We start from the raw sequence: 25,949 nt of genomic DNA, 5'->3' as shown, positions 1-25,949 counted from the left end.
CTGTGCTCCTGTTGTGAACCGAGGCCAATTGCCTCATTGCACAACATAGGCATGCACAGGTACTCAGCGCAAACTACATGCGCTGGAGAGGGGCTACCGCGCGAGCGGTTTAGTCCTCCGCCTCGATGCAGGTGTAGCTAAGACGACATAGCCACGACAAAATGAGGCGACTTTTTGAATTCCTTCAATCTGTCCGATAGGTGAATGTGGTCATATTTTTCACCCATGCGCTCCATTTCCTGCGAGCAAAAAGTTAGGAAATTGGCCATCAGAAGAAGCTCAGATGGAGTTGCACTTAGCGTTACCTCCATAAGCACAGAGGGGACGATCGCCTCGGGCGAAAGCCCTTCGTCTGCATAGCCATAAAATTTCATATGCGTCTCAAAGTATTTAGATCTCTCTGATTCTGTGGATATTCGCAAATGCCCGCTTCCGCCCCAAAACTGAGTTGCGTTATTCATGGCACCCCCGCTCACTCTACCCAACAACCCCACCCGGCTGGCGGACCGGGTATCCGTTCATCGGCCTCAACTCGCGGTTGCCACAGAACAGGCGCACCCAACACGGCGTTAACGAAAGACTGCCTGCGACCTGGCAATGACGTCCGCGACTGACGGCCAGGGAACGGATACCCGGTCCGCCAGCCCCGAACAAATCTTGGCACGAACCGGCCGAGCGCAACTCACCCCACAGAAAAGCAACCGACCCGCACTCAATCCGGCGTCAACGTCGTAGGCACTGCCTTGTCCATCATGTCCGGATAGTCCCGGCTGAAATGCAGCCCGCGGCTCTCATGGCGCGAATGCGCCGAGCGCACGATCAGCTCCGCCACCTGCACCAGGTTGCGCAGTTCCAGCAGATCACGCGTCACGTGGAAGTGGGCATAAAACTCATGGATCTCACCCTGCAGCAGCGCGATGCGGTGGGATGCGCGCTCCAGCCGTTTGTTGGTGCGCACGATGCCCACGTAGTCCCACATGAAGCGGCGCAGTTCGTCCCAGTTGTGCGAGATGACCACGGCCTCGTCTGCATCCGTCACGCGGCTGTCGTCCCACTCTGGCAATGCGGCGGGCACAGCCAGCGGTGTAGCAAGAATGTGGGTGGCCGCCGCGCGGGCGAACACCATGCATTCGACCAGCGAGTTGCTGGCCAGGCGGTTGGCGCCGTGCAGGCCGGTGTAGGCCGTCTCACCAATGGCGTGCAGGCCGGGGATATCGGTGGCGCCCATCAGGTCGGTGTGGATGCCGCCGCAGGTGTAGTGCGCGGCCGGCACCACGGGGATGGGTTGTTTGCTGATGTCGATGCCCAGCTCCAGGCAGCGGGCGTAGATATTGGGAAAGTGCTCCAGGATGAAGGCCAGCGGCTGGTGCGAAATGTCGAGGTACACGCAGTCCAGGCCGTGCTTCTTCATTTCGAAGTCGATGGCGCGGGCTACGACATCGCGCGGTGCCAACTCGGCTCGCTCGTCATGCTGGGGCATGAAGCGGGTGCCCCCCGCCGATTCTGGCAGCAGCAGGCGACCGCCCTCGCCGCGCACCGCCTCGGTGATCAGAAAAGACTTGGCATGCGGGTGGTACAAGCAGGTGGGGTGGAACTGGATGAACTCCATATTCGTGACCCGGCAACCGGCTCGCCACGCTGCAGCAATGCCGTCGCCGGTGGCAGTGTCAGGGTTGGTGGTGTACAGGTAGACCTTGCCGGCGCCGCCGGTGGCCAAAATGGTGTGCGGGGCGCTGAAGGTGTGCACTTCGTCGGTGGCCTCATCCAGTGCGTACAGGCCGAGGCACTGGTTGGCCGTAGAAGAGATATCCAGCTTGTTGCGCGTGATCAGATCGACCAGCGTGTGGTTCTCAAACAGCGTGATGTTGGGCGTGCGGCGCACGGTCTCGATCAGCGTCTTCTGCACCGCCGCGCCGGTGGCATCCGTCACGTGGACGATGCGCCGGGCGCTGTGGCCGCCTTCGCGGGTCAGGTGCAAATGGCCGTCCTCTTGTGAGAACGGCACGCCCAGCTCGCGCAACCAGGCAATGCTCTCAGGCGAATGCTCCACCACAAAGCGGGTAGCGGCTGGCTCAGACAGGCCAGCCCCGGCCACCAGCGTGTCCTGCACATGGGAGTCAAAGCTGTCGCCCTCGGCCAGCACGGCGGCAATGCCACCCTGCGCCCAGTTGCTGGAGCCATCCGACATGGCGCGCTTGGTTAGCACGGCCACCCGGTGGGTGGGCGCCAGGTGCAAGGCTGCGGACAGGCCGGCCAGGCCGCTGCCAACGATCAGTACGTCGAAATGGTGTTGCGTTGTGGGAGAGTCTTTGGTCATTCGAGTGCTACTAAAATAATAGCTGCTTACGCGCAGCTGGCGGGGGCTAGAGGCCGATTTTGCTTAAGGTTGTGGTTGAAGATGCGTTATTCGAGAGGCAGGCTTTGCGACAGCAGGCGCTGCACATTGCCGCCCATGATGGCGCGGATGTCGTCGGCACTGAAGCCTGCCTTTTGTAAACCTTCGGTCAGTTGGGGCAGGCCGGTTACGTCAAATGGCGTGCGGGTCGCGCCATTGAAGTCAGAGCCCAAGGCCACGTGCGCCACGCCAACCTGGTCCACCGCGTAGCGTATCGCCTTGACGATGGCCGGCACGCTAGGGTCACACACCGCGCCCTCCCAGTAGCCTATGCCCACCACGCCACCGGTGGCGGCGATGCGTTTCAGGTGGGTGTCCGTCAGGTTGCGCGGCCCGGGGCAGGTGCCGGCCACGCCGGTGTGCGACACCAGCACGGGGCGCTTGGCCACGGCCAGCACGTCGTCTATCACCGGCTTGGACGCATGGGCCAGATCGATCAGCATGCCCTTCGCCTCGAGCCGCGCCACGACCTGGCGTCCGAACGGGGTCAAGCCGCCCTTCTCCATGCCGTGGGCCGAGCCACCGACCTCGTTGTCGAAAAAATGCGTCAGGCCGGCTATGCGGAAGCCGGCGTCGTAGAGGCGGTCTACGTTTTCCAGCTTGCCTTCTAGCGGGTGCAGGCCTTCGGTGGCCAGCACGGCGGCCACGCGGTGGGGGTCTGCAGCCCAGGCCTTGGTGAAGGCCGCCAAGTCTTTCTGGCTTTGTACCAGCACCAGCCGGCCATCACTGTCCTGCACCGCCCGCTTGAGCTTGTCGCTCTGGTACAGGGCGCGCGCCAGCAGGCTCGTCCAGGTGGCCACTGGCCAGCGCTGGGCCATGGCCAGCATGGTGATGCTGTCGGTGTCGGCACTGTTGCGCTCATAGTTGATGCCCTTGGGCGTCTTGGTGACGGTGGCGAAGACTTGTAGCGCTACATGGCCGTCCAGCAGCCGTGGCAGGTCGGAATGGCCGCGCTCGTAGCGCTGCAACAGGTCACGGTTCCACAGCAACGCGTCGTCGTGCAGGTCGGCCACAAACTGGGCCTGGTGCGCGGTAGTGGCCTGGGCGCTGGCTGGGTAGGGCGCGGGGCGGGTGACGGTGTTCATGCGCCCGTCGACAATGGTGGGGACGTTGAAAAAGACGGCCGCCGCCACACCGGCCAGCACCAGCGTGCCTATCAGGAGCTTGCGCATCGCGGGGCGGCCCTTGTCACTCAACTTTGTGCAGCGACGCCAGATTGATCAGCGCGGACAACACTTCGGATTTAAAGCCGACCCGCGACTGGCCGTCTTGGTGGCCGCCGCTCATGATCAGCTTTTGCAGGTATTCCACACAGTCGCGGTGGCCCCAAAATTTCTCGATGGCCACCGCAATGCGCATGTGGTGCTCGGCAATGATGGCCATCTCGTTGTCGATGCGGGCCTGCAGCGGCCGCTCATGCAGGGGCATGGGGCGCGTGGGCAGGTCATCCTCTTCCCACTGTAGGGAGGGGAAGCCGGTCTCGTGGAATCGCGAGTCGTTGGGATCGTTTGGATCTGGCACCAGAGAAAATTCCTGCGAAGTGGGAGGGCCACCCCACACTCTACCCGAAGCCGGGCTGCTCGGCCACCCGGGCACGGACCACGGCACAATAGACGCATGTCAAACCTACCTCCCTTTATTGCCCCCGAACGGTTTACCGATGCCAAAGCGGCCCTGGCCCAGGTCATGCGCATTTACGACGGCAGCATTGCCCACCTGCGCCAAGCCATGCAGCGTTTTGTGTCTGGCGACGACAGCATGGGCCATGTGCGCGCCTGCTACCCGCTGGTACGCATCCACACCGACACGGTGTCGCGCAATTTCATCCCCGACAGCGCGCAATTGAGCTATGGCTTTGTGGCCGGACCCGGCCGTTTTGAGACCACGCTGACCCGCCCCGATCTGTACAGCGACTACTACCTGGACCAGTTCAACCTGCTGCTGCAAAACCATGGCGTGGAGTTGGAGGTGGGAACCAGCGCACAACCTATTCCGGTGCACTTCTCGTTTGCCGAAAACGACCATGTGGAAGGCAACCTCAGTGCCCAGCGCCGCACGCTGATGCGCGACGTGTTTGACCTGCCCGACCTTGCCGCCATGGACGATGGCATAGCCAACGGCACCTACCAGGTGCGTCCGGGCGACCCGCAACCGCTGGCGCTGTTCACCGCGCCGCGGGTCGACTACTCGCTGCACCGCCTGCGCCACTACACCGGCACCGGGCCCGAGCATTTCCAGAACTTTGTGCTGTTCACCAACTACCAGTTCTACATCGACGAATTCATCACGCTGGGCCACGCGGCCATGAAGGACCCAAATAGCGAATACATCGCTTTTGTGGAACCGGGCAACATCATCACCCGCCGCGTCGGCCTGCCCGCTGAGGCGGTGGACGCGCTGGGCAAGGAACCGCCCCGCCTGCCGCAGATGCCGGGCTACCACCTGGTACGGGCCGACCGCGCCGGCATCACGATGGTCAATATTGGTGTGGGGCCTGCCAATGCCAAGAACATCACCGACCACATCGCCGTGCTGCGGCCGCATGCCTGGATCATGCTGGGCCACTGCGCCGGCCTGCGCAACAGCCAGCAGCTGGGAGACTACGTGCTGGCCCACGGCTATGTGCGCGAAGACCATGTGCTGGACGAAGAGTTGCCACTTTGGGTGCCGATCCCTGCGCTGGCCGAGATCCAGGTTGCACTGGAGCAAGCCGTGGCCGATGTCACGCAGATCAAGGGGGCGGCGCTGAAAAGCATCATGCGCACCGGCACCGTGGCCAGCACTGACAACCGCAACTGGGAGCTGCTGCCCGACAACCAGCCCCAGCGCCGCTTCAGCCAGAGCCGCGCCGTGGCACTGGATATGGAAAGCGCCACCATTGCCGCCAACGGCTTCCGCTTCCGCGTGCCCTATGGCACCTTGCTGTGCGTCAGCGATAAACCCTTGCACGGCGAGATCAAGCTGCCCGGCATGGCCAACCATTTCTACCGCGAGCGGGTCGACCAACACTTGCGCATCGGCATGCGGGCCGTGGAGCTGCTGCGTGCGCAGGGGTCGGAACAGTTGCACAGCCGCAAGCTGCGCAGCTTCCAGGAAGTGGCGTTCCAATAAAGCGTATCCAATAGCAGGGTACGACGCCGCAGACGGTTACGTCGGGGCATTGCAACGCGCTGGACGCAAAAAAAACAAAGCATGAACAAAAGCAGACGCAGACAACTTCAGTGGATAGCTTTTTCTCTGCTGGTCCTGATGGTTTACTTCATCTGGACCACAGACAAGATAACCTTCCAGGGAGAACGCACCATTTACACAGTGGACTGCGCCAAGGGCGCGTGGGATGGCAAGCGCTGCACTGGCGAACTGACCGCCGGGCCGCGCTATCGCTACCGGGCGCTTCAGGCCCGCGGCGAAGTCTTGTTCTGGGTATTGGGCGCCAACGAGCCCTCGTCCAAATTGACGGGCTGCACGATACAAGACGGACGCAACTGGACCTGCCCCGTCAGCACCGATGCCAAGCAGTCCGTCACGCTGGCAATGGTCTCCGGCGAGCCCCAGGTCAATGCCGCCTGGCCCACTCGTCCTCTGCATGCGGTATCCAAGATGAACTGGATATTTCTGGACAACGGCTGGGCCTCGACCAAGGTGGCCAACTGAGGCGGGCGTACAGCACCGCTATCGCAGACCTCGCTAAGCCCGGGCTGCAGTGGCCGCAACCTTGATCATGTCGGCTGCCTTCTCGGCGATCATGATGGTCGGCGCATTGGTATTGCCGCTGACCACCTGGGGCATGATGGATGCATCCACAACACGCAAGCCCTGCACGCCGTGCACCCGCAGCTCGTGGTCCACAACATCCATCGAACCCTTGCCCATGCGGCAGGTGCCCACCGGGTGGTAGATGGTGTCGGCATAGTCGCGCACGAACTGTTCGATCTGCACATCGGTCTGGGCATCGGCCGAATGCGCCATCTCCTTGCCGCCGAGGCTTGCCAGCGCCGGTTGGGAGAGCAGCTCGCGCATGATGCGTACACCGCGGCTGAGCCGCTCCATGTCTTCGCGCACGCCTAAGAAGTTGGGATCGATGACAGGGGCTGCAAACGGGTCTTTGCTGGCCAGCGTGACGCTGCCGCGGCTCAAGGGGCGCAGCAGGCAGACGTGGCACGAGTAGCCGTGGCCGAACACCGTGGCCCGGCCATGGTCGACCAGCTTGCCAATGACGAAGTGGAACTGCAAATCCGGCGTGCGTTCACTGGGTTGGCTTTTGACAAAGCCCCCGGCCTCGGCAAAATTGGTCGTCATGGTACCGGTGCGGTATTTGCGCCATTCCAGAATCCCTTTGATGGCACTTAAAGAACCGCTCAGTGACAAGCCAAAGCTGTCGGTCAACTTGGGCGCCCGGACAACCTGCACCACGTCCACATGGTCATGCAGGTGTTGACCCACGCCCGGCAGATCGTGCACGCAGGCGATGCCTTTTTCTACGAGGTGCTTGCGCGGGCCAATGCCCGACAGCATCAATATCTGCGGTGATTGCAACGCACCCGCACACAGCAACACCTCGCGCGCGGCGCGCAGCTGCTTGGTCTGGCCCTCGTGCTCAAACTCCACGCCCACCGCCCGCTGGTGCTCCATCAGAATGCGGGTGGTGTGTGCACCGGTAAACACGTGCAGATTCGGCCGCTTCAAGATGGGAGTCAGGTAGGCCTTGGCGGCGCTGCAACGTTCGCCATTGCGGTGGGTCACCTGGTACATGCCCACACCTTCTTGGCGGATACCGTTGAAGTCGGGGTTGTGCAGGTGGCCGGCCTGCTGCCCGGCCTCTATGAACAGCGGGCCCAGGCGGTTGGGACTGGTCAGGTCCATCACATGCAACGGCCCCTCTATGCCGTGGAAGTCGTCCGCCCCGCGCTGGTTGTCTTCAGCGCGCTTGAAGTAGGGCAGCACATCCGTATACGCCCAACCCGGATTGCCCTGCGCAGCCCAGTTGTCGTAGTCTTCGCGCTGGCCCCGTATGTAGACCATGGCGTTCACGGAGCTGGAGCCACCCAGAACTTTGCCACGCGGCTGGTAGCCCCGCCGCCCGTTCAGGCCCGGCTGCACGGTGGTTTCGAACTTCCAGTTCGCGTCGCCGGTTTTGGCCAGCAAGGCAAGACCGGCGGGGCATTGGATCAGCACGCTTTTGTCGGAGAGCCCTGCCTCCAACAGCGCCACATGGACGCCCAGGTTTTCGGTCAGTCGCGCGGCCAGCACGCAACCCGCCGAGCCACCCCCAATGATGATGTAGTCCAACGTTGCGTCTGCCATATTGTGCTTTCTGTAAACCCTAGAGCACGATAGCTTAGCCATCAAGGCCTGCCAAGCCCCGGCTTACCCGAGGGGTATTCGATACATTAAATTTTGTGCAATTTAATTGCTCACTACAATTAGCCCCATGCTCTCCAAAGTCCTCACGTCCAAACCCAACCTGTCTCAGTTACTAGACAACCAGTTGTGCTTTGCGCTGTATTCGGCATCGTTGGCCATGACCAAGCTGTACAAGCCCATGCTGGAAGGCCTCGGGCTGACCTACCCCCAGTACCTCGTGATGCTGGTGCTGTGGGAAGGCGATGGACCGAGCGTCTCTGCGCTGGGCGAGCGTCTGAACCTCGATTCCGGCACGCTGACCCCACTGCTCAAACGCATGGAAGTCGCCGGTTGGTTGGCGCGCCAACGCTCCAGCGAAGACGAGCGCCGTGTCCACGTGTGGCTCAGTGCTGCGGGCAAGCAATTGCAGGCGCAAGCGGCCTTCATACCCAACTGTGTTGTCGCACAAAGCGGCCTGCCGCTGGGCGAACTGGCGTCGTTGAACCGCAAGATTCAGCAGCTTCGCGACACTATGCAAACACTACTGGCCCCGGAGCCTGCGCTGTAAGCAAACTTCGTTTCCGAATACTCCCGTTACCCACCCGCTCCAAACTGGAGCATTTATCTAGAAAGCCTCATCATGGTCACCAAAGTTGAAAAAGTTATCTACCAAGCCCACGCCAAATCTACCGGCGGCCGTGACGGCACAACCCGTACGTCTGACGGTCTGCTGGAGCAAAAGCTCGCCGTACCAAAGGAAATGGGCGGCCCCGGCAATGGCGTCAACCCCGAGCAGTTGTTTGCCGCGGGCTACAGCGCTTGCTTTATCGGCGCGATGAAGTTCGTCGCTGGCACGCAAAAGATTGCACTGCCTGCTGACACCAGCATCGACGCCACTGTCGGTATTGGCCAGATTCCCGCCGGCTTCGGTATCGAAGTGCAATTGAACGTCAGCATCCCCGGCATGGAGCGTGCCGCCGCCCAAGCCCTGGTAGACAAGGCCCACGCTGTGTGCCCCTACTCCAATGCAACCCGTGGCAACATTGACGTGACCATCACGGTCGTCTAAGACCCCGCCACGCCGCGCAAGCGGCGCACGCAGCAACAGGCCCTTGAAAGCCAATACAACCCTTTTTCTGGGTTGTATGGTGCTTTCAGGGGCCTTCTTACGTAAACGGGCTGACTGAGCGTTCAAGCAAAACCGCACCCACTCGGCACCCATGGCTGCAGTTCATTCCCCACATTCTGCAGTCCATCCCTTGCCGTTGGTTCACCCGTCAGCGCTGGCGTAAGGTGACCCCGGTTGCGCGTAAACACCCCCTGAATACCCCGTTTACGCCAGCCTTTCCACAACCTGCTGCGGGCTCCACCACCATGTTCAATAAACTTGCCAATCTGATCCACAAGACGCCCTGGCTGGGCTTGCTGATGGGGGCCGTCGCCACGTTGGCCCTGCTGGTACTGTTCAGCCTGCCGACGCAAGTTATCCACCTAGCGAACAGGGGAGAGAGCCCCGCAGAGCGGCATGCCATCCAGCACGAGGTCGGCGTCGCGGCTGGCAACCAGGCGTTGGACGCGGCGCAAAGTGTGGTCAATACGCTGCGGAAGCGCACCACCGATGCCCAGCGCCTGGGCGAGCTGGACCGCGTGCAGACACGGATAACGCGCGCCCGCGGCGAACTGGCACAGCCCTACTCCGGCTTTGTCGATGCTGCCACCGAGCGCGCACGCGACGCCGCTGAGACAGTCCAAGAATCCGCTATCGATGCGGCGGAAACCGCGCTGGAGGCGGCGGCGGATGCGCGAATCGCCATAGAAGACATCCGCCACCAGACGATTGAGAACCTGCGCGACAACGGAGTCGATGTTAGCAGCGCTCAGAACGCCTTCGACCAGATGCTGGCAGCGGCCCGGGCCAAGGAGGATGCAGCCCGCGAATCCGTAACCGCCTTTCGCGCTACGTCTGGTGAAGCCACCTTCGACATTCCCCGGCCGGATTCCATCCCGCCGCTGGTGCTGCCACCGGCCGTCAAGGACAGCATCCACACCACGGTCATCGGTGAGACTTGGAGGGTCGTGCTCGGGGTTACCTTGTTGTTGCTGGCCATCCCACTGCTGCTGGCGCTGACGGTGGCCAAGTTCTTCGTAGACTGCGCACGCCGCCGGACCCAGACTGTGGCACCGTCCACAACAGCATTGCAGGTATCTCCCACGGCGTTGGCGCCCGCCACCGGATGGCGGCGCGTTTGGCAATTTGCTCGAACCATCCACAGCTTGTGGGCCCGGTTGCTCGGCCACAGTTTCATCGTGCTGCTTGTCGTACTGGCTGGCCTCCTAGTGGCCTGCATGCTGGGGCTGTTTGCGGGCTGGATGCCGGTATATGTGGGTGACCTGTCGGTGGACGGACTCGAAGGCGTGGTAATTGGCTCCACCGGAGTGCTCGCAGGGTTTGGCGCCGTGGCGCTGGCCATTGCGGTTGTGCTGGCTCTGGTCTACGGATTGGGCTTTGTGTTTGTCGGGCTGGCCATAGGTATCCCGACCATGGTACTGCTGGGCCTACTACCGTTCCTATCCCCTCTCATTTTGATGGCTTTTGATGGCGCTAGGGCTGTGGTGGCTGTGTTTCCGGCGCACCGGGGTCTGAAGCCGGCAATGCCCGCGCTCTGTACCGCAGGTGACCCGGACAGCTTGTTGGGCCAGGCGCTTTGCATTAAGGTGCGGGCATGAATCCATCAGACACCCCCGCTACCGTTACTGAATTGTTGGTCCGCAAGGACCAGCTGGGCACCACCACTGTGCGTACCGGCGTAATGCCCGCATTGGCCGACGGCCAAGTGCGCGTGGACATTGCCCGCTTTGCGCTGACCTCCAACAACATCACCTATGCCGCGATGGGCGACGCCATGCAGTACTGGCAGTTTTTCCCGGTAGAGGCGGATGCCGATGGCACGCCGTGGGGCCGCATACCGGTGTGGGGCTTTGGCACCGTCGTGGCGTCGCGGCATGCAGATGTGGCAGTAGGCGAACGCCTGTACGGATACTTCCCAATGTCGAGCTCTGTCGACCTGGCTCCGGGCAAAGTGTCGACCGCATCGTTCATGGACTCGGCACCGCACCGCGCACAGCTCCACGCCGTGTACAACCAGTACACACGCTCTGCAACCGACCCGTTTTACACAGCCGACAGTGAAGATGTTCAGGCCCTGCTACGGCCGCTGTTCATCACCTCGTGGTTGATCGACGACTTCCTGGCCGACAACGACTTCTTTGGCGCCACCGCTGATCCGGCACAGCCCGCGCTATTGCTACTGTCCAGCGCCTCCAGCAAGACGGCCTACGGCACGGCCTTCCAACTGGCACAGCGTACGGGCGTGCAGGTGGTGGGGCTGACGTCGCCAGGCAACGTTGCCTTCTGCGAAAGCCTGGGCTGCTACCAACGGGTATTGACCTACGACCAGCTGGACCAGATTGCTCCGAACGCGCCCAGCATTTATGTGGACTTTGCGGGCAATGCCGCCTTCCGCAAAGCCCTGCACTCGCATTGCACCGGCCTGAAGTACAGCAGTTCGATTGGCGCCACCCACGTGTCCGACATGGGCGGTGCCAAGGACCTGCCCGGCCCCAAGGCCACGCTGTTCTTTGCCCCTGCACAGATCAAGAAACGCAGCGCTGACTGGGGCCCCCAGGGCCTGGGCCAGCGCCTGGTGCAGTCCTGGCAGGCCTTTGTGGCAGAGGTCACCCAACCCGCGCGCCCTTGGCTGCGGGTTGAGCAGCACAGGGGCACCGCAGCTGTACAAGCTGCCTACCAGCAGGTGCTGGGTGGCAGGGGTGACCCGCGGTTGGGGCATATGTTGTCCCTGGCTGAGCAGACTTAGCCTCCACACCCCGCCCGGCGCGCGGGGCCCGACGTGAAAACTTAGCGTCAGTTCGATCGGGCATGATGGTGGGGAGGAGATTTTGTGCGCATCGCCCTGCTATCCGACATCCATGCCAACATCCAGGCGCTAGACGCTTGCCTGGCCCACGCGCGCGCCCAGCAGGCCGAGCGCTTTGTGTTTCTGGGCGACATGGTCGGCTACGGTGCCGACCCGGGGGCCGTGGTGGACCGCATCATGCAGCTCACCGACGACGACGGTGCCTTGGCCCTGCAGGGCAACCACGATGCCATGGCCGTCACGCCCCCCACACAGGTCAAAACGGTCGGCGACAGCACCGCCACCTGGACCCACCGCCAGCTGATGCCCGACCAGCGCGACTGGATCAGCCGCCTGCCGCTGACGTTGCAGCACGAGAGCGCCCTGTTTGTGCACGCCAGTGCCAACGAACCACACCTGTGGCGCTACGTCTATGAGGCCCGCGCGGCCAAGGACAGCATGGACGCCGCCGCGCACTGGCCCGGCGTGCAGTACGTGTTTGGCGGCCATGTGCACCTGCAGACCTTGTACTACCAGGGGGCCGGCAGCACGCTGATGCCCTTTGTGCCGCAACCCGGCGTTGCCATTCCCGTACCCAAACACCGGCAGTGGCTGGCCACTGTAGGCTCGGCGGGCCAGCCGCGCGACGGCAATACCGACGCCATGTACTGCCTGTTTGACATGGGGCGCGCCCAGCTCACGTTCCACCGCGTGCCCTACGACCACTACGCCGCCGCGGCCGCCATTCGCCGGGTCGGCCTGCACGAGTTTTTTGCCGACCGCCTGGAGAAAGGCCGATGAGGCTGCTGGAGCCCGGCAGCGTGGTCGACGGATTCGCCATTGGCGACTGCATCCATGCTGGCGGCATGGCCCATATCTACCGCGTGCACTACGCAGATGGCCAGACCGACCCTGGCTTTGCGATGGCGATGAAGGTGCCGCGCATGACGGCGGGCGACGGCGCAGAAAACATCGTCAGCTTCGAGATCGAAGGCCAAATCCTGCAAGTGCTGCAGGGCAGCCATGTGCCACGATTTGTGGCTACAGGCGACCTGGAACGCCTGCCCTACCTGGTGATGGAATACGTCAGCGGCCGCACGCTGGAGCAACAGATGGCGCTGGACCCCACACCCGATGTCGAACACATCGCCAGTCTGGGCGTGGCCATGGCGCGCGCCGTGCATGCCCTGCACCAGCAGAACACTGTGCACCTGGACCTGAAACCCGCCAACCTGCTGTACCGCGACGACGGCAGCGCCGTGTTGCTGGACTTTGGCCTGTCCTGCCACGCCCACTACCCCGACCTGCTGGCCGAACAGCTGCGCAAGGCGGTTGGCTCACCGGCATGGATGGCACCGGAGCAGGTGGTCGGCGTACGGGGAGATCCGCGCAGCGATATCTTTGCCATCGGCGTCATGCTGTACCAACTGTGCACCGGCAGGCTGCCGTTTGGCACACCGCAAACACCGGGTGGCCTGCGCCAACGCATGTGGGTGGATCCGATACCGCCACGCAAGATCAAGGCGCTGTTGCCCGAGTGGCTGCAAGAGGTGGTATTGCGCTGCCTGGAGCCCGTGGCCGCGCGGCGCTACCCTTCGGCCGCGCACCTGGCCTTTGATCTCAGCCACCCCACGCAAGTCACCGTCACTGCACGCGGCCGCAACACCCGAGGGACCGGCTTTGGCACGCATTGCATGCGCTGGCTGCGCGCCGCGGGCATGCAGTACAAACACAGCCCCATCGCTGCGCAGCAGGTGGAGGCCGTGCCCATCGTCATGGTGGCCGTGCCGCACCAGGACGTGACCGATGCCACGCTGTATTCGCTGCGCCTGGCCGTCGCGCGCGCTTTAGGCAACCGCCCCGGTGCGCGACTGGCCTGCGTGACCGTTATCGCGCCTGGCATGACCAGCGCCACCGACAACGGCAACAGCGAAACCAAGCTGCAGCGCCACCACCTGAACCGCCTGCGCCGATGGGCCCAGCCGCTGGACCACCCGGGCCATCAGACCTCTTACCACGTGCTCGAATCAGGAGACGTGGCGCAGACGCTGCTGGAATACGCGCGCGGCAACGCCGTCAGCGTCATCGTCATGGGCGCGGCCACCCACGGCCTCAAGGCCCAACGCTTCGTAGCCACCGTGCCCATCCGCGTCGCCATGGATGCACCCTGCACGGTGATCCTGGTGAAGCAAACCCTGCCGTTTGAGCTGCTGGGCGCTGGCACCGCCATCGGCGATGACGACCGCGCCGGCTACTCCGACGCCGGGTCCGACACGACCACGGTGTACGGCAACGATCTGGGCCCGCTGGGCTAAGCCCGGACCGGCGCTAAACCTTGCGACAATGCCTCTTCCATATTTGCGAAGAGGAGAATTCCCCATGCGAGGAAATGTTGCGGCTATCACGCTGATTCTGTTCGGCGTATTTTTTCTGCTCAAGAACCTGGGCCTGGTCAACTTCAGCCTGGCCGAGTTGTTCTCCACCTGGTGGCCGGTGATCCTGATCGCCGTCGGCCTGTCGATGTTCTTCATGCCCCGCGACGGCAAAAGGAACTAATGGGCCATCCCTTTGAGGCGCTGACGCCCGACGTCGTGCTGGACGCGCTGGACGGTGTGGGCCTGCGCGGTGACGGCCGGCTGACCGCCCTGTCGTCGTACGAGAACCGCGTCTACCAGGTGCAGCTGGAAGACGGCAGCGCCGTGGTCGCCAAGTTCTACCGCCCCGAGCGGTGGACCGACGAACAGATCCAGGAAGAGCATGACTTCGCCGCCGAGCTGATGGCGGCCGAGGTGCCGGTCATTGGGCCGCTAAGGCTGATGGACCAAACGCTTCATCACTTCGGAGGTTTCTCATTCAGTGTCAGCCCCCGCCGCGGCGGCCGCCCGCCCGAGCTGGACGACGGCGAGGTGCTGGAGTGGATAGGCCGTTTCCTGGCCCGCATCCACACCGTGGGCGCCGCCAAGCCCTTTGCCAGCCGCCCACGGCTGGACCTGCAAAGCTTTGGCGTAGAGCCCATGCAGTGGCTGCTGGAGCACGACAAGCTGCCGCTGGACGTGCAGTCCGCGTGGACCAAGACTTGCCAGAGTGCTATAGATTTAGTAGCTGGTTACGCGCCACTGACGAGGGCTACAGGCCCAAATGCCTTGGAAGATTCTGGCATTTCGCTGCTGCGCCTGCATGGCGACTGCCACCCCGGCAACATTTTGTGGACCCCCACCAGCGCCGCAGCAGCAGCCGGTCCCGGCCCGCACTTTGTCGATCTGGACGACGCCCGCACCGGCCCGGCGGTGCAAGACTTCTGGATGCTGCTCAGTGGTGACCGCAGCCAGCGCACGCGCCAGCTGGGCGCGCTGGTGGACGGCTACGAACAGTTTCGCGATTTCAACCGCGCCGAGCTGGTGCTGATCGAGCCGCTGCGCACGTTGCGCCTGATCCACTACAGCGCCTGGCTCGCCCGCCGCTGGGACGACCCCACCTTCCCCGTCAACTTCCCATGGTTTGGCTCCAGCGACTACTGGCAGGGCCAGGTGCAGATGCTCGAAGAGCAGTTGGAGGCGATGCAGGAAGAGCCGCTGGTGGTGTAAACGCTTTCCAGCAACGCAACGGAACAGGCTAAAAATTTGAGCCGGCGGATTGCAGCAGAAAAGGGATGCTGCACATCAAGGGTTTGCAGCTGTACCGTCAACTGCTACCAAAGCCACGCCGATAGCGGCCTCCACTGCAGCCCTGGCCTGCGGACTGTTTTTCCAGCAGCTTGACCCGCTCAATGCGGCCCCTTGGGCCAGAATGTCCCGTGCGTCGGCGTCAGCCAACTGCCGAAGCGACGAGAAACCCATCTGCTCCAGTCGCTCAACCACTTTGGGGCCTACACCCTTGACCCGCAGGAGCAAGTTCTTTTCAACTTCTGAGAAGGGCACAACATTCATTTTTTATATCCCACTCTCAAAGTGAAGACTCTCATGGACGGTTCGTTTGGTGCTGGATTTTGCACCACGTCCAGCCAGGGGGCGCTGCCATTCGGGGGACTCCCCATGCTATAGCTGGCTACCCATGACTTTGGTCACTTCACGCGGCTGCGCTTCGCGCCTAAGATGCGGTCTCTATGCAAGTTCTGCCACCCCAGTACGTTGAGCCTTCCCAACCTCGCGGAGTTCTGGTGATCGACGACCATGAACTGGTTCGCCTGGGTCTGTACACCCTGGTGGAATCACACGCCGCTTCCAGCGGTCGCAATATCCCGGTCTTTGAGACCAGCACGCTGCAAGATGCGATCAGCCTTTACCACGCCAAGCAGGACCAGATTGGCTTGGTACTACTGGACTTGCACCTGCCAGACGCCCACGGGCTGTCTGGTCTGACGACCTTCGTTGGCCGTTTTCCAGCCGCGCGCGTAGTGGTTCTGTCTGGCAACACCGATCCGGCCATGGTCCGCAACGCGCTTGCCCTGGGCGCCAGTGGTTATCTGGCCAAATCCGGCGGACTGGAGCATGTGGTGGGCTATATACGATCACCGCCGCAAGAGCACACGTCGGTGCCCGACGGCCGACAGCCAACGGATAACCCAGGCGACGCGTCTGGTATGCGAATTGTGCGCACCGGTGCCGGCGAGTCGGTGAAACTCAGTAACCGACAGTCGCAGGTATTGGACTGGATGCTGGCGGGCCAGTCCAACCGCGAGATCGCCGAGCTGGCCCACCTCAGCGAAGGCACAGTCAAAAATCATGTCTCGACCCTGTTGCTGCTGTTTGGCGTCCGCTCACGGGCACAGCTCATCAGCCAACTACGCTGAATGCACGCACAACCCACGCTGGCCGACCCGCTGCCCAGCGCTGCAGAAACGGTCCCAAGCCTAGAGACGCGCGTGCAGCGTGAACAAGTGGCCGCCCTGTATGCCACGATTGTTAGCGCCACCATAGCCGACGTCGCCGTGGCTTGGACGCTAGTTCTCACGTTTTACCTGGTTCTAAAAGATTGGCACGTCCTGATCTGGTGGGGACTGCACATGGCGCAGACCGCGACCCTCCCCCTTCTGACGGTCCGAAGCAAAAGTCCGGACGCCAACCGACAGAGCCTTTTTTGGGCACGCCGCTACCAGCAGCAAATTCTGATCTACAGCGCTGTGTGGGGACTGGCAGCCTGGTTCCTCTTGCCGGCCGACAACGTCCCCATGGCCGCGCTCCTGATGCTGGTCTTAATGGGGCTTTGCAGCGCCGGTGTCCCTTCCGTGGCACCGGTCAAACCGGTCATCTACGCCTTTTGCATCCCTATGCTGGTGGGGCTGACAACAGCGTTGGCGTGGCACGGCGGGCCGATGTACTGGTCCATGGCGGTTTGCAGCCTGGTCTACCTCGCCATCACCCTTCGATTCGCCATGCAACAGAACGCGCTGCTCACGCGCTCGCTGATCGTGCGCTTCGAGAAAGAGGCGCTGGCCGAGCAGCTAGCCGAGCAGGTCGCCGTAGTTGAGCGTGCCAGCGCAGAAAAAACAAGGTTCTTTGCCGCCGCCAGCCACGATCTGCGCCAACCTCTACACGCTATCGCGTTGTTTGGTGCCGTGCTGGAAAAAGAGCTGGCGGGTCGCGCAGAGCAAATACACGCCATCCGCATGATGCGCGCCGTGCATGCGCTGGGCACCTCGCTGGACACCATGTTGGACCTTTCGCGCCTGGATGCGGGTGTGATCGTCCCCGAAATTCAAGCTGCGCCGCTCAACCCGCTGTTCCAGTCACTTAACCAGTTGTTTGCCTCGCGCGCCGAGGAGAAGGGCCTGCAACTGCGGCTGCGCGCGAGCCCGCTGGCAGTGCGCACCGACCCCGCACTGCTGCTGCGCCTTCTGACCAACCTGGTGGAGAACGCCATCAAGTACACACCAAACGGCGGCGTGCTGGTGGTGGCGCGCACGCGTGGCGCCCAAGTATGGATTGATGTGTGCGACACCGGTATCGGCATCGCAGCGCAACACCTTGGCAACATTTTTGAAGAGTTCTACCAAGGCAACAACCCCGGGCGTGACCGAAGCCAGGGACTTGGCATCGGCCTGTCCATCGTGCGGCGCTTGTCCGACCTCTTGGGCCATTTGGTGCAAGTGCACTCACGACCCGGCCACGGCACCCGTTTCCGTGTGGCGGTGTCCGCCGTGATCGCACGCGCAAGCCGGCCCCCGCCGTCCACGCCCTACAAACGGGATGCAGACAACAGTCGCCCGTCGGTCCTGGCCGCAGCCCTGCCTCAACGCGTGTTACTGATTGACGACGAGATCGACATTGGCGACGCCATGGCTGCTCTGCTGGGCTCGTATGGCATCGACATCCACGTCGCACGTGACGAAGCCGAAGCCACGGTGGCGTTCACGCACGCCGCTACGCAGGAGCAGCCCTTTGAAGCGCTGCTGTGCGACTACCGGCTGGCCAATGGCGTCGACGGATTGGACACGGCCCTGCGGCTGCGCGCCCGCTTTGCACCCCACTTGCCGCTCTTGCTGGTGACCGGAGACACGGCGCCCGACCGCCTGCAGCGCGTGCACGACTCGGGCGTGGCCGTGCTCTTCAAACCCGTGGCGGCAAATGCTCTGCTGCATGCACTCGCCGACCTGACTACGGCGCAGAAAGCCTCTTCCTGAGTTTCGCCCCTGGACATTGATCGCTACTTATTTTGTAGCAATAGAAACAAGAAATTCGGGATCTCCAGGACTTTTTATCTCGTGAAGTGGCGCTACGTCGTGTTGCAAATTGCCAGCAACAACATGACTTTTGGCACTGTTGCAAAGACGCTCCGATTTGTACATTGCCACCGTCCCGTTTCAATTTCTTATGAGAGTAGATCCCGCAAATGAATACGTTTTTAAAGAATTTCCTATCCACTGCCGGTATGACGGCTGGATTGATACTGGCAGCGTCACCCGCACATGCTGTCTACAACATCGTACTGACCGAGACCGGTGGCAACGTGGTCGCCACCGGCAGTGGTTCCATCAATACGGCAGGGATGAATTTACAAGTGCTGCCGAACACTTGCAACGTAATATCACCAACGGGCCGAACTCTCTGCATGGGGTCGGGGACTGCAGGCCTTTACTATAGCTTGGTGGCTACCCTACCGCCCTTTGGACCTGGTTTCCCAGCTGCCCTTAGCAGCAGTTCGGGCGACCCGGTTTTTGTATCCAACACAGCTATTTATCTACCTGCAGGCTACGTATCTGGATCTGCGCTGAGTAGCACAGCCACATGGAATGCCAAGACATTTGCATCGTTAGGCATTACCCCCGGCACCTACACCTGGTCGTTTGGCGTGGGGGCGAATGTAGACAGCGTTGTTTTGAATATCGTGGAAGCTGCAGCTCCCGCAACAACACCCCCACCACCCATTCCCAGCACTGTAGCGCTGCCCGGTGTGCCGGGTATTGCCTCCCAAATCACCGTGCTAGACATGGCCAGCGGTAGTGGGCCCAGCATGACCACTTGCCTACTCAGCACGATCAAGAAAATGCTAGGTGCAGACGCCACCTACGTGGGCCAATCGGCGAATGGCGCAGTTCGGATTTCAGTGGGTGGGCAGACCATCAGCTTCTACCCACTGGAGGCCAGCACCGGTACAGGTCTGGGAATCGGCACGTTCTCTGGAAACAGTAACGCCATGAGTGTGGGCACTAGCTGTGGCACGTTCAATGTGACACCGGCTGTGGCCAACATGGCTGATTTGGGTACGGCGTTGACCGCCCTGGGCCTGACCGTGCAAATTGCCGCCAATGGGCTCATCACCGCTACGGTGAATGGCAACCTGTATGTGGTGCGCCCAGACTATTTTGTAACGCAGGGCACAGCTACGGGGACACCCAGCGTTGTTTTCGGAACCGATGGCGTATTGCGCTTTACCGACAGTGCTGGCAAGGTGCAGATTCTGCGCGCTGCATTCCTGGACCCGGTGGGCTTGCAATCAGCAATGGGGACCGCTTTGGGGGGAACCTTGTCGATACAGGCCGATGGAAGTGGCGTGTTCACGTTGATCAACGGATCGCAGTTGCTGTTGGCGCCGGATATGGTTTTGTCACCGGCACCCAACGGCTTGGGCTCGGCCAGCTGGGTCAACGACAGGGCTAGGCACTACCTCTACCGTATCGCCACTTATTACCAAGGCTTGATGGCTACTGAGCGCTAAGCTCCACTCGCAAACCACAACCGTTCTGAGAGACCGAAAAAAATGCGCAAGCCAATCGTGATCGTCGCCACGCTCCTAGGCGTTTCCCCCGTATCGTCGCAGACGTTCGACATGGCCGTGGCGCAGAAGTGGCAGGCGGCCAAGGTAGTCAAATACCATGTAGAAGGCTTGCATAACGCGCGTGCGCCCGTTGTGTTCGGCGACTACGAGGGCAAGGCGGATGTGACCGACCGCATCACACTCGAGCTCACCTGGGACGCCAAGAAAGGCAAGGTCATCAGCCCGATAACGGTGCTTGACGCGAAATCCCAAATCAGCAACATCAAATCCGACAATACGAATTGCCCGCCGCCGCAACTCAAAAGCGAATACGAGCACTTTCAGGCCGTGTCGAATTCCATAGACGGTGACCTCATTGAGATCAAGGGTGTGCGTACCTATCCGCCTGCGAGCGTTTCAAACTACCCGGCCAGTTGCTCCATGCGTGCGATTCCGGGTGCCAGGGAAAACGTGGTTCTGAACATCGGGGCTATGGGACCCGAAGCGCTGGCGATGCCCATCATCAAAGGAAGCCCTTTGGTAGTGTCGGCCGACCGCAAAAGCTTCGCCGTAAAGGGCGCGGACAACTGGGTATGGACCTTCACGCCGACGCTCCTCCAGTAGGTCATTCCGTGGGCACAACGAACGTTGCAACGGTCAGTCGGCGCTCACATCAGCCACTGGTACCAGCTTGACGAGGCCCTCTATGCCCTCAAATGCCGGGCGTTTCGAAACACACCGGCGCGCCGCGATTGATCGCTGAATTCATGGGCGTCGAGTCGCTGAAGTCACTGTCCTGAACATACTGGTTCAAACCAGGTAGCCGTTCGGCCGCCCATACCCGTGCACACACATTCGGCTGGCGATACGGCCGCGCTATGTTGAGGCGGCGCCAGCCAGTAGCGTTACCGTTTCCGGCAACCGTTTGCAACTGCAGATTGGAACCGTCTGGGTCGGTCGTCTCCACGTAATAGTACTGGTCGTAGATTGAGTTATCGATCCAGGTGACAGTGACAGAATCTATACCCACCCAAGTGCTCACTTGCGTCGCAGCGGGTGCGGATGCCGCGCACTTTGCCGCTGACCAGGGGGAGTAGCCGCCCCTTGCCGTGAAGAAGCGTGCACGGAAGCAGGTCCTCGGCAGCACATCGACATATTTCAGCGACGATGAATAGAAGGGGTACTGCGTACCGATGTTCCCGCTGCCGCTGGGCGGAACGGGCCGGTCAACCCATGCGGACCAAGGTCCGTTGTCCGTCGATCCTTTTTCGATAACCATTCGGGTCACATTAGATTTGTCAGCAGCCTGGGGCCGGACCATCACGGTGAACTCCGTATCCAGGAAGTAGCCCCCGCCCGTGATACCCGGCCGCTGCAAGGACATCGGCGGGGGCGGCGGAGGTGTCGGCTGCGGCGGAGGTGGCGGTGGGTCACCACCCTCGCAAATGGGCGGGGGTTTTGGCACGTTGCAATTGGGCTTGGCACTGGCGCTTGGGCTAGCGCCCAGCAGAACAAGCGCCAATAGGCCGGCAAGGTACGCCGGCATCGCAGGCATTGGCTTTGTCGCGCCATTGCCGTGAGTTACAAAGGGCGCCGGGGGGAGACCGCGGATGGAGTACAGGGTGGTGAGGCTAGAGGATGTGTGGGGCGTGACAGCTTGCATGATGACCTCCTGAAATGTTATGGATGCGTATCTAACCTTCAAAGCTTATAGATCGGGCTGCCGTTGCACCAGTGCCAAAGGTCATGCCATTTGGCATTTCGTTCTCATTGCAAGGGCGAGGCCAGGGACGTAACACAAACGCATATTGGCTGCCAAGTCAATTTTTCAGACGGGTACTTTTACACCACCCGCTAAAATGGCTATCCAGGCCCGTGCTCCGCGCGCTTCGCACCTTCTGTTTTTCGGAGCCATGTAGAGGACTACCATGTACAAAAACCTCGTATCCCCACACCACGGTGGGGTGCACAGCCATGCGGGGCACACCCCATGAGCTACCAGGTCAAGGAAATTTTTTACACGCTGCAGGGTGAGGGCTCGAATGCCGGCCGCCCAGCGGTCTTCTGCCGCTTTGCCGGCTGCAACCTGTGGACCGGCCGTGAGCAAGACCGCGCTACCGCCGTCTGCAAGTTTTGCGACACCGATTTCGTAGGCACCGATGGCACGCTGGGCGGCAAGTTTGCCACCGCAGAGGACCTCGCCGCACGCATCGCCGCTCAGTGGCCCAGCGCCGACATGGCCAACCGTTTTGTGGTCATGACGGGAGGCGAGCCGCTGCTGCAGGTGGACACCGAGCTGATTGACGCGCTGCACGCCCAGGGCTTCCACATTGCCGTGGAGACCAATGGCACGATTGCGGCGCCCGCTGGCATTGACTGGATTTGTGTCAGCCCCAAGGCCGGCTCTACGTGGGTGCAACGCCAAGGCCATGAGCTTAAACTGGTGTGGCCGCAGCCCGGTATCACGCTGGATGAATGCGAGGCAGCCGACTTCAACCATCGCTACCTGCAGCCCATGGACAACCCCCAGCGCGGCGCCAACACCGAGGCGTGTATTGCGCAGTGCCTGCAGCGCCCGGCCTGGCGCCTGTCGCTGCAAACCCACAAGATCACGGGCATACGATGAAAGCAACACCACACCAACACGCCGCAGGACCGCTCCAAGGCGGGTTAGCCCCTCAGGGGGGCAGCGACCCGCGCAGCGGCGGAGCGTGGGGGCAATGTTTCGAAATCAGCCAGAAGTTTTTCTTCGACGCCGCGCACACGCTGCGCCGCGACATAGAGGCCGAGGGCAGCCGCCGGATCCACGGCCACACCTACCATGTAGAGGTCAGTATTGCCGGCCAGATCGACCCGGCCACCGGCATGGTCATGGACCTGGGCCTGGTGCGCGCCGCCATCGAGCAACTGCGCCCGCGGCTGGACCATCACCTGCTGGACGAGGTTGAGGGCCTGGGCATCCCCACGCTGGAGAATTTAGCCGCCTTCATCTGGCGTGCCATCGCCGAGGCCCTGCCCAGCCTGGTGCAGGTGCGCATCTGGCGCGACGGCGTGGGCGACAGCTGCACGCTGCGCTGACTGGTACCCGCGCCGTGCCCAGCAGCAACATCCGTCCCACGCTGAACCTGGTCGGCGCGGGCCGGGTTGGCCAAACCCTGGCTAGCCTGTGGAGGGCGCAGGGCAACAGCTTTGCGATCCAAGATGTGCTGACGACCACACTGACCAGCGCGCAAGCGGCCTGCAGCGTCATCGGCACCGGCCACGCCGTGGACAGCCTGCAAGCCATGCGCGACGCCGATGTGTGGATGCTGGCCGTGCCCGATGCGCAACTGGCGGCGTGCGCACAGGCGCTGGCGTCCGCACGCGCGAGCTTCAACCCCGAGCCCGGTAAACCCATCATCTTCCACTGCAGTGGCGCACAAAGCGCCGCCACCCTCGCCCCCTTGGCCGCGCTGGGCTGGCATGTCGCCAGCGCGCACTGCATCCTGAGCTTTGCTTCGGTTGCTGCGGCATTGCAGCAATTTCCCGGCACGCCTTGCGCGCTGGAGGGTGACCTGGCGGCCTGTGACGTGTTGCGCCCCGCCTTCACCGCCATTGGTGCCCAGTGCTTTGGCGTCGCCAGCAGCAACAAGCTGCTGTACCACGCGGCGGCCGTGTTTGCGACCAACTTTTTGCCGGTGCTGCAGGCCACGGCGGAAGACCTGTGGCAATCCACCGGTATGCCAGCAGAGCTGATCCCGGCGCTGCGCGCCTCGCTGTTGCGCAATGCGGTAGCCAACATCACCACGCTAGGCCCGCAGGCTGCTCTGACCGGCCCCGCCGCCCGTGGCGATACGGCTGCCATCGCGCACCAGGGTGCTGCCGTGGCGGCCTGGGATGCGCCCACCGGTGCCGCCTACGAGGCCCTGAGCGCACTGGCGCTGCGACTGGCCCAACGCAAGCCGGGCTAGAACGTGCCTGCGACCGGATACGGGTAAGTACCCATGCCAACACCGTCAACCAAATCCCCCGCCCCGTCGTTAGGAGGTGACCTTTCGATTTCCGGAAGGCTTTTCAGTCAACCTTTCAATCCCCAGGAGACACCCATGAGCAAGTTACTTTCTGCGTTAGTGGCTGTGGCATTTGCATGCGCATCCGTTGGTTCGTTCGCCGCAGCCCACGGTGGTGCCATGACCGACAAGGAAAAAGCAGAAAAGATGGAAGCGTGCAAAAAGATGGACGCCAAAGCCGACGACAAGATGAAAGCAGAATGCAAGAAGATGATGGAAGCGCCAAAGAAGTAAGTACTTCCCTAACGGAAATCAAAGGCGGGCCATAGGCCCGCTTTTTATTTGGGCGGCCCACGCAGACTTGCGACAATACGGGCATGCCCACCGATTCCCTACTGACCCTCAAACTGCCCGAGGGCTATTCCTTCCCCGACCTCAAGCTGCGCCGTTGCGAAGACGACGCCGTTGACCTGGACATGGATCTGGTCAAAAAGGTCTGCGGCATCAACGGCCTGGACTTCCAGAAAGTGCTGCAAAACCCGGGCCCAGTGGTGACGACCATCCTGACCGTCTGGTACAAAAGCCATATCGCCGATGGCGGCGAGCCCGACCCGGTGATGGAAGAGCTGAAATCGCAGGGGTCGCGCCTCAATTGAGCGGCTGGCGATCCAATCCCACCGCGCTGACCCGCGCCAGGGCTGCCCGTGCCCCGGCCAGCGACTGCAGGCGCTCCCGCAAATAGTCGGCCAGCCGCGGTTGCTGGCTGAAGGCGACGTTAAAGCGGATATGCGCGTCGTTGGGGTTGTCGGCACTGAAGGTGGCGCCGCGCACCAACAGAATCTTGTTGCGGTAGGCGTCCTGTACCAGCAGGTTCAAGTCGACATCCTCGGGCACCGACGCCCACAGAAACAAGCCCCCTTCGCCGGGATGGTCCAACACCAGCCCGGCCGCAGTGAGTTGGCGCGCGCTGACCTGGCGGGCAGCAAGCAGCTTGGTGTTGAGCCGGTCCAGGTGCTTGCGCCAGCGGCCGGCGGCCAGCACCTCCAGCATCACGTTTTCATTCAGCGCCGGTGTCGTCAGCACCGAATAGATCTTCTCGCGCAGCAGCGCCTTCAGCAGCGCAGGGTCAGCCGCCATATAGCCGATGCGCAATGCAGGGCTCAGCGCCTTGCAGAAGCTGGAGTAGTAGATGACGCGGTCGAGCCCCGACAGGCTGGCCAGCCGCGTCGCATGGCCAGGGTGGAAGTGGCCGTGCACGTCGTCTTCGGCGATCAGGAATCCGTATTGCTGGGCCAGCACCAGCACCTTGTGCAGATTCGCCGCAGTGCTGCTCCAGCCGGTGGGGTTGTGCAGCACGGTCTGGACGAAGAGCAGGCGCGGCCGGTGTTCGCGGCAAGCCGCTTCGAGTTGTTCCAGGTCCAGGCCGTCAGGGCGGCGCGCAACCGAGACGATGCGCACACCGTCTTTGCGCAGCCGGTCGAACATCAAAAAGTAGCCGGGGTCTTCGACCAGCACGGTGTCGCCGGGCTGCAGAAACGCGCGGCAGATCAGGTCGATGGAATGCGTGCCGCCATACGTGGTCAGGATGCGCCCGGCGTCGACCGCGATGCCAACCCCGCGTATCACCGCGGCGATACGCTCGCGCAGCTCGGGCAGGCCCTGGGGCGGGCAGCGCGAGGCCATGCCAGCACTGGCACGCGCCAGCCCGCGCTGCACGACGGCAGCGGGAACAGCGTCCTCCAGCCACGCGGGCGGCAGGGCGCCGCTGCTGGCCAAGAGCACCCCTGCACGCTGGTCGTTCGCCTGCTGGGCCAGCCACACGCCCTCTTGCTCTTCGCCCGCCTCCAGCGCCGCGGCGTCGGGCAGCGTGGAGCGCCGTGTTTCGCAGACAAAGTAGCCGGCCGTGCCGCGTGATTCGATCAGGCCCAGCGCCATCAGCCTGTCATAGGCGGTGACGACGGTGTTGGGGCTGACCGCCAGTTGCGCGGCCAGCTGGCGTATGGACGGCAACCGGGCCGCGCTGGGCAGTTGGCCGCCCGCTATCAGCTCGCGCAGGCGCAGCTCGATCTGGTCGGCTAGCGCGGTGGGGGCGTTGCGGTCTAGGGAAAACACAAG

27 protein-coding genes are annotated in these 25,949 nt (G+C 62.4%); 19 read left to right on the top strand and 8 right to left on the bottom strand.

Annotated features, from left to right (window positions below; translation table 11 throughout):
* Window positions 1-137: 137 nt before the first annotated feature.
* The 4 genes from AC097P_RS05950 to AC097P_RS05935 all read right to left on the bottom strand — a co-directional run bounded on the left by AC097P_RS05950 (window position 138) and on the right by AC097P_RS05935 (window position 3,916).
* Entirely contained in the window at window positions 138-461 is a 324-nt protein-coding gene (locus AC097P_RS05950) for an Imm32 family immunity protein (protein ID WP_479609437.1), read from the bottom strand.
* Between the two features lie 251 nt (window positions 462-712).
* A complete protein-coding gene (nadB, locus tag AC097P_RS05945) occupies window positions 713-2,317 on the bottom strand; it encodes an L-aspartate oxidase (protein ID WP_479609436.1) in 1,605 nt (534 codons plus the stop codon).
* A gap of 86 nt (window positions 2,318-2,403) precedes the next feature.
* On the bottom strand, window positions 2,404-3,567 hold the full coding sequence (locus AC097P_RS05940; protein WP_479609435.1) for a dipeptidase: 1,164 nt from the start codon (window positions 3,565-3,567) through the stop codon (window positions 2,404-2,406).
* Window positions 3,568-3,583: 16 nt separating this feature from the next.
* Window positions 3,584-3,916 carry a hypothetical protein gene (locus AC097P_RS05935; RefSeq protein WP_479609434.1) on the bottom strand — a complete coding sequence of 111 codons (333 nt, stop codon included), beginning with the start codon at window positions 3,914-3,916 and terminating at the stop codon, window positions 3,584-3,586.
* A gap of 96 nt (window positions 3,917-4,012) precedes the next feature.
* Between AC097P_RS05935 and AC097P_RS05930 the strand changes: the two genes are divergently transcribed.
* Complete coding sequence (locus AC097P_RS05930) at window positions 4,013-5,506, top strand: AMP nucleosidase (RefSeq protein WP_479609433.1); 1,494 nt, start codon at window positions 4,013-4,015, stop codon at window positions 5,504-5,506.
* An 81-nt stretch (window positions 5,507-5,587) separates the two neighbouring features.
* Window positions 5,588-6,049 carry a hypothetical protein gene (locus tag AC097P_RS05925; RefSeq protein ID WP_479609432.1) on the top strand — a complete coding sequence of 154 codons (462 nt, stop codon included), beginning with the start codon at window positions 5,588-5,590 and terminating at the stop codon, window positions 6,047-6,049.
* A gap of 33 nt (window positions 6,050-6,082) precedes the next feature.
* Here AC097P_RS05925 and AC097P_RS05920 read toward each other — a convergent pair whose 3' ends face one another.
* The gene (locus AC097P_RS05920; RefSeq protein ID WP_479609431.1) at window positions 6,083-7,699 is read right to left on the bottom strand and encodes a GMC family oxidoreductase; all 1,617 of its coding nucleotides are present in this window, start codon (window positions 7,697-7,699) and stop codon (window positions 6,083-6,085) included.
* 127 nt (window positions 7,700-7,826) lie between these two features.
* Here AC097P_RS05920 and AC097P_RS05915 point away from each other — a divergent pair, with 127 nt between their 5' ends.
* The 8 genes from AC097P_RS05915 (at window position 7,827) to AC097P_RS05880 (ending at window position 15,236) form a co-directional block, all read left to right on the top strand.
* Window positions 7,827-8,306 carry a MarR family winged helix-turn-helix transcriptional regulator gene (locus AC097P_RS05915; RefSeq protein ID WP_479609430.1) on the top strand — a complete coding sequence of 160 codons (480 nt, stop codon included), beginning with the start codon at window positions 7,827-7,829 and terminating at the stop codon, window positions 8,304-8,306.
* A gap of 72 nt (window positions 8,307-8,378) precedes the next feature.
* Window positions 8,379-8,807, top strand: a complete 429-nt coding sequence (locus tag AC097P_RS05910) for an organic hydroperoxide resistance protein (protein WP_479609429.1) — start codon at window positions 8,379-8,381, stop codon at window positions 8,805-8,807.
* Between the two features lie 305 nt (window positions 8,808-9,112).
* Window positions 9,113-10,465, top strand: coding sequence for a hypothetical protein (locus tag AC097P_RS05905; RefSeq protein WP_479609428.1), 1,353 nt, complete (start codon window positions 9,113-9,115; stop codon window positions 10,463-10,465).
* Window positions 10,462-11,613, top strand: coding sequence for a DUF2855 family protein (locus tag AC097P_RS05900; RefSeq protein WP_479609427.1), 1,152 nt, complete (start codon window positions 10,462-10,464; stop codon window positions 11,611-11,613). Before AC097P_RS05905 ends, AC097P_RS05900 begins: the two co-directional genes overlap by 4 nt.
* A gap of 84 nt (window positions 11,614-11,697) precedes the next feature.
* Window positions 11,698-12,453 carry a metallophosphoesterase family protein gene (locus tag AC097P_RS05895; protein ID WP_479609426.1) on the top strand — a complete coding sequence of 252 codons (756 nt, stop codon included), beginning with the start codon at window positions 11,698-11,700 and terminating at the stop codon, window positions 12,451-12,453.
* On the top strand, window positions 12,450-13,967 hold the full coding sequence (locus AC097P_RS05890; RefSeq protein ID WP_479609425.1) for a serine/threonine protein kinase: 1,518 nt from the start codon (window positions 12,450-12,452) through the stop codon (window positions 13,965-13,967). The genes AC097P_RS05895 and AC097P_RS05890 overlap by 4 nt, the downstream gene beginning before the upstream one ends.
* Before the next feature lie 64 nt (window positions 13,968-14,031).
* Window positions 14,032-14,208, top strand: coding sequence for a LiaI-LiaF-like domain-containing protein (locus AC097P_RS05885; RefSeq protein WP_479609424.1), 177 nt, complete (start codon window positions 14,032-14,034; stop codon window positions 14,206-14,208).
* On the top strand, window positions 14,208-15,236 hold the full coding sequence (locus tag AC097P_RS05880) for a serine/threonine protein kinase (protein WP_479609423.1): 1,029 nt from the start codon (window positions 14,208-14,210) through the stop codon (window positions 15,234-15,236). The genes AC097P_RS05885 and AC097P_RS05880 overlap by 1 nt, the downstream gene beginning before the upstream one ends.
* A 75-nt stretch (window positions 15,237-15,311) precedes the next feature.
* Here the strand turns inward: AC097P_RS05880 and AC097P_RS05875 are convergent, their stop codons facing one another.
* Entirely contained in the window at window positions 15,312-15,578 is a 267-nt protein-coding gene (locus tag AC097P_RS05875) for a helix-hairpin-helix domain-containing protein (RefSeq protein ID WP_479609422.1), read from the bottom strand.
* A 230-nt stretch (window positions 15,579-15,808) separates the two neighbouring features.
* On the opposite strand from AC097P_RS05875, the gene AC097P_RS05870 reads away from it, so the two are divergent.
* The 4 genes from AC097P_RS05870 (at window position 15,809) to AC097P_RS05855 (ending at window position 20,469) form a co-directional block, all read left to right on the top strand.
* The gene (locus tag AC097P_RS05870) at window positions 15,809-16,441 is read left to right on the top strand and encodes a response regulator transcription factor (protein WP_479609421.1); all 633 of its coding nucleotides are present in this window, start codon (window positions 15,809-15,811) and stop codon (window positions 16,439-16,441) included.
* Complete coding sequence (locus AC097P_RS05865; RefSeq protein ID WP_479609420.1) at window positions 16,442-18,271, top strand: ATP-binding response regulator; 1,830 nt, start codon at window positions 16,442-16,444, stop codon at window positions 18,269-18,271.
* A gap of 209 nt (window positions 18,272-18,480) precedes the next feature.
* Window positions 18,481-19,806 carry a hypothetical protein gene (locus tag AC097P_RS05860; protein WP_479609419.1) on the top strand — a complete coding sequence of 442 codons (1,326 nt, stop codon included), beginning with the start codon at window positions 18,481-18,483 and terminating at the stop codon, window positions 19,804-19,806.
* A gap of 42 nt (window positions 19,807-19,848) precedes the next feature.
* The gene (locus tag AC097P_RS05855) at window positions 19,849-20,469 is read left to right on the top strand and encodes a hypothetical protein (protein ID WP_479609418.1); all 621 of its coding nucleotides are present in this window, start codon (window positions 19,849-19,851) and stop codon (window positions 20,467-20,469) included.
* Between the two features lie 88 nt (window positions 20,470-20,557).
* On the opposite strand, the gene AC097P_RS05850 is transcribed toward AC097P_RS05855, so the two are convergent.
* On the bottom strand, window positions 20,558-21,229 hold the full coding sequence (locus tag AC097P_RS05850) for a hypothetical protein (protein ID WP_479609417.1): 672 nt from the start codon (window positions 21,227-21,229) through the stop codon (window positions 20,558-20,560).
* Window positions 21,230-21,835: 606 nt separating this feature from the next.
* On the opposite strand from AC097P_RS05850, the gene queE reads away from it, so the two are divergent.
* From queE to AC097P_RS05825, 5 genes are all read left to right on the top strand, one after another.
* Window positions 21,836-22,471: a 7-carboxy-7-deazaguanine synthase gene (gene queE, locus AC097P_RS05845; RefSeq protein WP_479609416.1), complete on the top strand. Its 636-nt coding sequence runs from the start codon at window positions 21,836-21,838 to the stop codon at window positions 22,469-22,471.
* Window positions 22,472-22,575: 104 nt separating this feature from the next.
* Window positions 22,576-22,923: a 6-carboxytetrahydropterin synthase gene (locus AC097P_RS05840; RefSeq protein WP_479609474.1), complete on the top strand. Its 348-nt coding sequence runs from the start codon at window positions 22,576-22,578 to the stop codon at window positions 22,921-22,923.
* A 14-nt stretch (window positions 22,924-22,937) separates the two neighbouring features.
* Window positions 22,938-23,795, top strand: coding sequence for a Rossmann-like and DUF2520 domain-containing protein (locus AC097P_RS05835; RefSeq protein ID WP_479609415.1), 858 nt, complete (start codon window positions 22,938-22,940; stop codon window positions 23,793-23,795).
* 135 nt (window positions 23,796-23,930) lie between these two features.
* Window positions 23,931-24,128, top strand: coding sequence for a hypothetical protein (locus AC097P_RS05830; RefSeq protein ID WP_479609414.1), 198 nt, complete (start codon window positions 23,931-23,933; stop codon window positions 24,126-24,128).
* An 83-nt stretch (window positions 24,129-24,211) separates the two neighbouring features.
* Window positions 24,212-24,490, top strand: a complete 279-nt coding sequence (locus tag AC097P_RS05825) for a hypothetical protein (RefSeq protein WP_479609413.1) — start codon at window positions 24,212-24,214, stop codon at window positions 24,488-24,490.
* On the opposite strand, the gene AC097P_RS05820 is transcribed toward AC097P_RS05825, so the two are convergent.
* Window positions 24,483-25,946, bottom strand: a complete 1,464-nt coding sequence (locus AC097P_RS05820; protein WP_479609412.1) for an aminotransferase-like domain-containing protein — start codon at window positions 25,944-25,946, stop codon at window positions 24,483-24,485. The genes AC097P_RS05825 and AC097P_RS05820 overlap by 8 nt on opposite strands.
* Between the last annotated feature and the right edge of the window lie 3 nt (window positions 25,947-25,949).

It is taken from the genome of Rhodoferax sp. ZS1R8 (genome assembly GCF_056521325.1).
The sequence above is the reverse complement of the archived record's forward strand: the minus strand, read 5'-3'. Positions and strand labels throughout refer to the sequence as shown.

Excerpts from the sequence above, each read along its gene's own strand:
- AC097P_RS05950 (WP_479609437.1), bottom strand. The coding sequence starts at position 461 with ATGAATAACGCAACTCAGTTTTGGGGCGGAAGCGGGCATTTGCGAATA.
- nadB (WP_479609436.1), bottom strand. The coding sequence starts at position 2,317 with ATGACCAAAGACTCTCCCACAACGCAACACCATTTCGACGTACTGATC.
- AC097P_RS05940 (WP_479609435.1), bottom strand. The coding sequence starts at position 3,567 with ATGCGCAAGCTCCTGATAGGCACGCTGGTGCTGGCCGGTGTGGCGGCG.
- AC097P_RS05930 (WP_479609433.1), top strand. The coding sequence starts at position 4,013 with ATGTCAAACCTACCTCCCTTTATTGCCCCCGAACGGTTTACCGATGCC.
- AC097P_RS05925 (WP_479609432.1), top strand. The coding sequence starts at position 5,588 with ATGAACAAAAGCAGACGCAGACAACTTCAGTGGATAGCTTTTTCTCTG.
- AC097P_RS05920 (WP_479609431.1), bottom strand. The coding sequence starts at position 7,699 with ATGGCAGACGCAACGTTGGACTACATCATCATTGGGGGTGGCTCGGCG.
- AC097P_RS05915 (WP_479609430.1), top strand. The coding sequence starts at position 7,827 with ATGCTCTCCAAAGTCCTCACGTCCAAACCCAACCTGTCTCAGTTACTA.
- AC097P_RS05910 (WP_479609429.1), top strand. The coding sequence starts at position 8,379 with ATGGTCACCAAAGTTGAAAAAGTTATCTACCAAGCCCACGCCAAATCT.
- AC097P_RS05905 (WP_479609428.1), top strand. The coding sequence starts at position 9,113 with ATGTTCAATAAACTTGCCAATCTGATCCACAAGACGCCCTGGCTGGGC.
- AC097P_RS05900 (WP_479609427.1), top strand. The coding sequence starts at position 10,462 with ATGAATCCATCAGACACCCCCGCTACCGTTACTGAATTGTTGGTCCGC.
- AC097P_RS05890 (WP_479609425.1), top strand. The coding sequence starts at position 12,450 with ATGAGGCTGCTGGAGCCCGGCAGCGTGGTCGACGGATTCGCCATTGGC.
- AC097P_RS05885 (WP_479609424.1), top strand. The coding sequence starts at position 14,032 with ATGCGAGGAAATGTTGCGGCTATCACGCTGATTCTGTTCGGCGTATTT.
- AC097P_RS05880 (WP_479609423.1), top strand. The coding sequence starts at position 14,208 with ATGGGCCATCCCTTTGAGGCGCTGACGCCCGACGTCGTGCTGGACGCG.
- AC097P_RS05875 (WP_479609422.1), bottom strand. The coding sequence starts at position 15,578 with ATGAATGTTGTGCCCTTCTCAGAAGTTGAAAAGAACTTGCTCCTGCGG.
- AC097P_RS05865 (WP_479609420.1), top strand. The coding sequence starts at position 16,442 with ATGCACGCACAACCCACGCTGGCCGACCCGCTGCCCAGCGCTGCAGAA.
- AC097P_RS05860 (WP_479609419.1), top strand. The coding sequence starts at position 18,481 with ATGAATACGTTTTTAAAGAATTTCCTATCCACTGCCGGTATGACGGCT.
- AC097P_RS05855 (WP_479609418.1), top strand. The coding sequence starts at position 19,849 with ATGCGCAAGCCAATCGTGATCGTCGCCACGCTCCTAGGCGTTTCCCCC.
- AC097P_RS05850 (WP_479609417.1), bottom strand. The coding sequence starts at position 21,229 with ATGTCCTTGCAGCGGCCGGGTATCACGGGCGGGGGCTACTTCCTGGAT.
- queE (WP_479609416.1), top strand. The coding sequence starts at position 21,836 with ATGAGCTACCAGGTCAAGGAAATTTTTTACACGCTGCAGGGTGAGGGC.
- AC097P_RS05830 (WP_479609414.1), top strand. The coding sequence starts at position 23,931 with ATGAGCAAGTTACTTTCTGCGTTAGTGGCTGTGGCATTTGCATGCGCA.
- AC097P_RS05825 (WP_479609413.1), top strand. The coding sequence starts at position 24,212 with ATGCCCACCGATTCCCTACTGACCCTCAAACTGCCCGAGGGCTATTCC.